Source organism: Crocosphaera chwakensis CCY0110, from assembly GCF_000169335.1.
Taxonomy (GTDB): domain Bacteria; phylum Cyanobacteriota; class Cyanobacteriia; order Cyanobacteriales; family Microcystaceae; genus Crocosphaera; species Crocosphaera chwakensis.
On record NZ_AAXW01000122.1, the window covers coordinates 1 to 3,991 of the forward strand.

General features: G+C 34.9%; 7 protein-coding genes. 6 read left to right on the top strand and 1 reads right to left on the bottom strand.

All coding sequences use genetic code 11. The features are described from left to right. Positions 1-565: 565 nt before the first annotated feature. The gene (locus CY0110_RS29095; RefSeq protein WP_232285825.1) at positions 566-745 is read right to left on the bottom strand and encodes a hypothetical protein; all 180 of its coding nucleotides are present in this window, start codon (positions 743-745) and stop codon (positions 566-568) included. 232 nt (positions 746-977) lie between these two features. Between CY0110_RS29095 and CY0110_RS27375 the strand changes: the two genes are divergently transcribed. The 6 genes from CY0110_RS27375 to CY0110_RS27405 form a co-directional block, all read left to right on the top strand. Continuing rightward, positions 978-1,373, top strand: a complete 396-nt coding sequence (locus tag CY0110_RS27375) for a hypothetical protein (RefSeq protein ID WP_008278921.1) — start codon at positions 978-980, stop codon at positions 1,371-1,373. Beyond that, entirely contained in the window at positions 1,345-1,731 is a 387-nt protein-coding gene (locus CY0110_RS27380) for a hypothetical protein (RefSeq protein ID WP_008278922.1), read from the top strand. The genes CY0110_RS27375 and CY0110_RS27380 overlap by 29 nt, the downstream gene beginning before the upstream one ends. A 406-nt stretch (positions 1,732-2,137) precedes the next feature. Continuing rightward, positions 2,138-2,668, top strand: a complete 531-nt coding sequence (locus CY0110_RS27390) for a helix-turn-helix transcriptional regulator (RefSeq protein WP_008278924.1) — start codon at positions 2,138-2,140, stop codon at positions 2,666-2,668. A 45-nt stretch (positions 2,669-2,713) separates the two neighbouring features. Next, positions 2,714-3,058, top strand: coding sequence for a hypothetical protein (locus CY0110_RS27395; protein ID WP_008278925.1), 345 nt, complete (start codon positions 2,714-2,716; stop codon positions 3,056-3,058). Positions 3,059-3,085: 27 nt separating this feature from the next. Continuing rightward, positions 3,086-3,292 (top strand): hypothetical protein, encoded by a 207-nt coding sequence (locus CY0110_RS27400; protein WP_008278926.1) that lies wholly within the window; start codon positions 3,086-3,088, stop codon positions 3,290-3,292. Positions 3,293-3,496: 204 nt separating this feature from the next. Next, a partial coding sequence (locus tag CY0110_RS27405) for a tyrosine-type recombinase/integrase (protein WP_008278927.1) occupies positions 3,497-3,991 on the top strand: 495 nt, incomplete at its 3' end.

Consider the following 3,991-nt stretch of genomic DNA (forward strand, 5'->3'; position numbering starts at 1 on the left):
TCACCGAGAGAGATTGGTGTTGTTTACCTACAACCTCATTAGGTAATAATCATTTTCTCTGTTGACTTTTGTCTATAGCCTTGTTCAGTCTATTTGGCTATTTAGCCATAACGATGATTGTGACTTTTAACCTCTCTGCCGAGTGCCATTGATGTTGTATCACTTACTTATAAATTAAGTGACAATATTTGCACTTTTATCCTTTTGGTGTAGCTTATCAGTCTATTTAGCTACTTCGGTTTTTCGACAGTTATGGTACTTTGAGCTAAAGCTCTATCCATAGATTCTTGCTAGAAGATTAACCGAATTTAGACTATCAGTTAATACCCCGTTTAACCCTGCTTTACGGATTGAAGACCACTCGCTACCGTAAGGGTTATGCTTTTACTCCCAACACCGAGAGAGTAGGGCTTGAGATTTTAAGGATTTGTTATTATTTGCCACCTATTTTCTTTTGTGATATTGTCACTTGATAGGCATCCTCACCTACACGGATATTCAGTTATCATGGTTCTGATAAATCAGTTCCAAGCTAGTTCTACCAAGGATTTAACCTTGTTTTGAACTAAACGAGTCGCACGGGATCAATGGCTTTATACAGTATGGTAGGACAAATGTTAATAGATACTTTATCATCGGGAGATAGACATATTTGTCCACATTTAGAACAACTCCAGTTAGCCGACTGTTTAACCCTTAAGGCAATTTCGTCCCAATTATCAGGATATCTATCTCTATTTTTCATTGATTCAAAATTGATAATTAGAAATTTATTCTATCATCCTAAGAACCAAGACTCAATTAATTAATTTATTGATAGTAAATTCACTAAAATCTAGCTAAGTCATAGTGCTTAATTTGTTGATGGCCAGTCCAAAGTGATACCCGTCACCGAAATGAGAACAAGATTATCTTGATCATCATAGCCTAATTAGAGATAATTAACGGTAACGTATAGCCTTTAAAGACTTAAAACGATGACTATTACAGAAGCAGTTGAATTTGCCAAAAAGTTTAACTGGACTGCTGCTGATGCTAAAAGAGCTTTTATTGACTTAGATTTAAACAAAGCCAATGAACAAGACTTATTGATGGCATTAGCGAACTTTGCGGGTCAAGAATTATTAAATCGTCAGCGACTTCAAGCAGCACAGAAAGCACAAGTAACGAGAAAGAAAAATGAAATCAAACAAATAGAAACCGAATATCAACAACAAATGGAACAAAGTAAACAAACCATAGAAGAAATGCAAAGTTTGTTTATTCCTGTGATTGCTAAACTTTACGGTTTTTCTAAGCAATTTGGATTACAAGATCCTTGGATTGAAGCCATGTTAGAAACCTATGAACAACATCAGAAAAAAGCTTCATAATGAAGTATCACCCATTCAAAATGAACCGTTAACCACCACTCGAATACAGTTAAAAGGTTATGGTGCGAGTCAATATCAAGCGAGAATAATTACTCAGCCATTGACTCCTTTTGGTGTAAGTAAAAGGTCTTATACTTATGCGGTAACTGATGTGATCTCATCAACCCGACAAATATTAGAAAATCCTCGGATTCATTTAAAAACTCGGCATCAACTCGAAGCTATTTTAACCAGTTTATTAAACCGCTTAGATAATGTTGTGAATGTACCGTTTATCCAAGGAACTGACCCTCAATTAAGTAAAGTTAGTAAACAGTTATTTAAAAACATGATGAAGGGTAATGAAACTAAAAACTAAGTTGTCTAGCTTTACTGTTATAAATTAATGATTAATCCTTTTAAAATAAAAGAGTTATTATTTTCTAAGTGATTGCTCTATTTGATCTCAACAACTTTAGTGTCACTTGACACAGTGAGATAGGTTATTTTATGTAATGGCAAAAAAACACCCTAACAAAGATATAAGGGCTGCCTTAGATTACGCAGAGCAAAAAGGCTGGCGGATAGTAGAAGGTGGATCTCATGCTTGGGGTAAAATTTATTGCCCTTACAACGATTCGGAATGCCGATGTGGAGAATTCTGTATCACTAGCATTTGGAGTACCCCGAAAAACCCAAGCAATCACGCAAGACAGATACGAAGAGTAGTAGATAACTGTATTTATCAAAAGGAAATAGATGACTAAGGTTAGGAGAAGTTATCAATGAGAGAATATGAGTTTACGTTAAAATTTAAGCTTCCAGACGAAAATATAGATCCGAATATTTACATTGATCAATTGTATGAGTCAGGGTGTGGCGATGCCTTGATTGGGATTGGTAAAAAGGGGTATATTGCTTTGGATTTTATAAGGGAATCAGAGACAGCTTATAAAGCCATATCAAGTGCAATAGAAGATGTTTTAAAGGTTATTCCACAAGCCAATATTATTGAGGCCGCACCAGACTTTGTGGGAATAACAGATATAGCTAAACTGTTAGGATGTACTCGTCAGAATATCCAAAAGTTAATGTCAAAAGATAATTCAAAGTGTCCTCATGCGGTTTATGGAGGGTCACAGTCTGTTTGGCATTTAGCGGATATTTTGACTTGGTTGGTTGAGGATAAAGATTATCAAATTGACGAATGGTTGATAGAAATAGCGATCACGAATAGGAGTTTGAATCTAGCTAAAGAAATTAATAAACTTTCTCCCGATTGGTCAGAAAAGTTCAAAACGTTGGTGGGTTTTTAATAAAAAAAAAGTTAAATAAAAAATCTATTTTATGGTTACATAACAATGAGTGGAAACAACACAGGTGAGTCTTCTATTAATTATTTAAAGCAACGAGAATTCATTTTTTCTTATCAAGATCGACATCCAGAAATCAAAGCAATCGCTGATGCACTAAGAGCTAAAAGAGGTAGAAAAGGACTCAAACAACTATCAGCAGAACTCGGTTGTATACGTCCGTATGAAGTTGATAGATTTTTAAAAGGTGCTTCACTTGAACCTCATCAAATTGAGGCTATCAAAAATTGGTTAACAAGAGATGAGAAAAGAGTAACTTGTCCTCATTGTGGTGCAGAAATCCTAGCTCTCATGGCAACCTGTGTCAACCCATACTGCTTAAAAGAAATATAAATCAATATAATAGAAAAGAGGCTAAAAATGAGTATGAAACCTTGGGATTCAGAAAAAACCTACCCCGTTGAGTTGAATTACAACGAGATCCATAAAATTTTAAATTCACTAGATGAATTTGTAGAGAATCATCCTCATTTAGCCGATATTAAAGCAATAGCATCGGTACAGAACAAACTAGAACCTCTACATTGGAAACATACCAAAACAGTAAGAGACAACCTGCGAGAGTAGACAATGATAATTTAATAGCTTGTTCTGTAGTTGAACATTCCTGATTTATCAATAAATTCCTCAAAGAATAATAAATATTTCGATCAGTTTGGGGCTAAGGTGACTGTTAAAGTTGATAGTTAAAATTTTAAGTTTCTGTCAATTTAGAAGTGCTTTATTAACATATTTTATGTACTATAATATAGTAAAAAGGAGACTGAAAAAATGAGTATGGAACCTTGGGATTCAGAAGAGTTTGATTTTGTAAATCTTGAAGAGCTTCAGGAGCAACCTGGATGGATGCTTTCAGCAATTGAAGTAATAGAAGCCTATGAGAAATTAAGTGAAGAAGATAAAAACAAAGCTTGGAAAGAACTACACCAGGAAACTAAACCAAAAAGTCCATTACAAGAAGAACCAACAATCAAGTTATTATTCTCTAAGGGGTTCAATAATGAAAGAGATCGGATGTTCTTTGAGATTATGTTATTTACGGGCTGTCGACTAAACGAAGTTTGTGCCTTAGAAACGGCTGATGTTTATGACGAATCTGGTTTGGTTAGGAATGGGATCATTATTAGGAATAAAAAAACCTTGGAAACAAGAATTGTCCCCGTCTGTGAACCATTAAGGGAACTGTTGAGCAACTACAGTTTTAATCGTCAGGAACGTTACTTATTTCCCTCGGAGTCAGGGGAACATATTAAGTCTCAAACTGCG

What these genes read in the sequence shown, in the direction of transcription:
- CY0110_RS27390 (WP_008278924.1), top strand. Translation starts at nt 2,138, where the DNA reads ATGAGAGAATATGAGTTTACGTTAAAATTTAAGCTTCCAGACGAAAAT.
- CY0110_RS27395 (WP_008278925.1), top strand. Translation starts at nt 2,714, where the DNA reads ATGAGTGGAAACAACACAGGTGAGTCTTCTATTAATTATTTAAAGCAA.
- CY0110_RS27400 (WP_008278926.1), top strand. Translation starts at nt 3,086, where the DNA reads ATGAGTATGAAACCTTGGGATTCAGAAAAAACCTACCCCGTTGAGTTG.
- CY0110_RS27375 (WP_008278921.1), top strand. Translation starts at nt 978, where the DNA reads ATGACTATTACAGAAGCAGTTGAATTTGCCAAAAAGTTTAACTGGACT.
- CY0110_RS29095 (WP_232285825.1), bottom strand. Translation starts at nt 745, where the DNA reads ATGAAAAATAGAGATAGATATCCTGATAATTGGGACGAAATTGCCTTA.
- CY0110_RS27380 (WP_008278922.1), top strand. Translation starts at nt 1,345, where the DNA reads ATGAACAACATCAGAAAAAAGCTTCATAATGAAGTATCACCCATTCAA.